This is a genomic window from Tepidimonas fonticaldi (genome assembly GCF_007556755.1).
Lineage (GTDB): Bacteria > Pseudomonadota > Gammaproteobacteria > Burkholderiales > Burkholderiaceae_C > Tepidimonas > Tepidimonas fonticaldi.
In genome coordinates this window covers 1-2112 of sequence record NZ_VJOO01000067.1, presented here as the reverse complement: position 1 = coordinate 2112, position 2112 = coordinate 1, and the positions used below count along the sequence as shown (strand labels likewise).

2 protein-coding genes are annotated in these 2112 nt (G+C 75.0%); both read left to right on the top strand.

Annotation, left to right across the window (positions count from 1 at the left end):
* Positions 1-55: 55 nt before the first annotated feature.
* Positions 56-1132, top strand: coding sequence for an NAD(P)/FAD-dependent oxidoreductase (locus Tfont_RS14295; RefSeq protein WP_143969926.1), 1077 nt, complete (start codon positions 56-58; stop codon positions 1130-1132).
* A gap of 2 nt (positions 1133-1134) precedes the next feature.
* On the top strand, positions 1135-2061 hold the full coding sequence (gluQRS, locus tag Tfont_RS14290) for a tRNA glutamyl-Q(34) synthetase GluQRS (RefSeq protein ID WP_068610540.1): 927 nt from the start codon (positions 1135-1137) through the stop codon (positions 2059-2061).
* The last annotated feature ends 51 nt before the right edge of the window (positions 2062-2112 follow it).

The following is a 2112-nucleotide window of genomic DNA, read 5'->3' as shown; positions in this document are numbered from 1 at the left end:
CTTTTCGAACACCGTCACCCGCCACCCCGCCTGCGCCAGCGTGCGCGCCGCCGTGATGCCGGCGGCCCCGACCCCCGCTGCGCCGCAGCATGCGGCGGTGGTGGGGGCAGGGATCGCCGGCATCACGGCGGCGCGCACGCTGGCGCAGGCGGGGTGGCGGGTGACGGTGTTCGAAAAGAGCCGCGGCGCCGGCGGGCGCATGGCCACGCGCCGCACCGCCTTCGGCGGCTTCGACCACGGGGCGCAGTTCTTCACGGTGCGCGACGCGCGCTTTCGGCTCGCCCTCGACGCCACCGGCGCGCCGGTGGCCCCGTGGGACGCCAGCCTGGTGCGTGTGCTCGACGATCTGGGCCGCCACGTCGTCGCCGCACCCCTGTCGCGCGAGACGCGCTGGGTCGCCACCCCGGGGATGAGTGCGCTGGTCAAGGCCTGGGCCGAACCGCTGGTGGACGACCCGGCCGGGCAGTGTCACTGGGAATCCCGCGTCGTGCGGCTGGAACCCGACGCCATCGCCCCGACGCGCTGGCAAATCCGGGTCGAAGGCCCCGACGACACGCCCGCCGTGCACGGCGGCTTCGACGCCGTGCTGCTCGCCATCCCCGCGCCGCAGGCGCTGGAGCTGCTGCGGGCCAGCGATCTGGCCACCGACTGGCAGGCGCGCCTGGCGCACGACGTCGCCATGGCCCCCTGCTGGACGCTGATGGCAGCCTGGCCGCAGGCCATGCAGCCCGGGCTGGACGGGCTGGGGCCGCGCTGGCACGCCGCCCGCAGCGACCACCACCGCATCGCTTGGGTGGCGCGCGAACCCAGCAAACCGGGGCGCGATCCGGTGGAGCGCTGGGTGGTGCAGGCCAGCCCGGCCTGGTCGGCCGAACACCTGGAGGACGACCCCGACCGCATCACTGCCAAGCTGCTCAAGGGCTTTGCGGAGATCACCGGCATCCACGCCACCCCCAACCACGCCGTCGCCCACCGCTGGCGGTATGCGCAAACCCAGCGGCCCCTGGGCGAGCCCTGCCTGTGGGACGCCCGGCGCGGGCTGGGTCTGTGCGGCGACTGGTGCCTGGGGCACCGGGTGGAGAGCGCATTCCTGTCCGGGCTGGAACTGGCGCTCACCGTGTTGGAGGGCTGAGGGTGCGGCCCGGCACGGCCTATCGCGGACGCTTCGCCCCCTCGCCCACGGGCCTGCTGCACGCCGGCTCGCTGGTCGCGGCCCTGGCCAGTTGGCTGGATGCACGCGCCCACGGTGGTGCTTGGCTGGTGCGCATCGAAGACGTGGACCGGCCGCGTTGCGTGGCGGGGGCCGATGCCGCCATTCTCGAGCAACTGCGCGCCTGCGGCCTGACGCCGGACGAACCGGTGTGGTGGCAGTCTCGGCGAGACGCCGCCTACGCCCACGCGCTGCGGCGCCTGGTCGACGCGGGATGGGCGTACCCGTGCGCCTGCACGCGGCAGGACATCGAGGCCGCCTGGCTCGCCCGCGGCGTGCCGCGCGAGCGCCACAGCGCCCGCCCCTACCCCGGCACCTGCCGGCCGGAGCACGGCGGCCTGCGCGGCCGCGCACCGCGCGCGTGGCGGCTGCACGTCGGGCGGGTGATCGCCGACCGGGGCCTGCCGGTGCCCTTGACCTGGCGCGACCGGCGCCTGGGCCCGCAAGCCCAGGATGTCGAAGCGGCCGTGGGCGACTTCGTGCTCAAACGCGCCGACGGCCTGTGGGCCTATCAGCTCGCCGTGGTGGTGGACGATGCGGCACAGGGCATTACCGACGTGGTGCGTGGCGAGGATCTGGCCGACAACACCCCGCGCCAGATCGTGCTGCAGCAGGCCCTGGGCGTGCCGACGCCACGCTACCTGCACACCCCGCTGGTGCGCGACGCCCGGGGCGAAAAGCTCTCCAAGCAAAACGGCGCGCAGGCGCTGGACCTGCGCGACCCGCTCGCCGCACTCGCGGCCGCTGCCGCCGTGCTCGGGCTGCCGGGTCCGGCGGCCCCCACGGCCCCGCGCAGCCTGCAGGGCTGGATCCATGCCTGGCGGGAGCGCTCTCTACAATTCGGTCCGTGACCGCATCCCCAACCCTCCCGCCAGGCATGGATCCAGCTCTGCAGGCTGCGC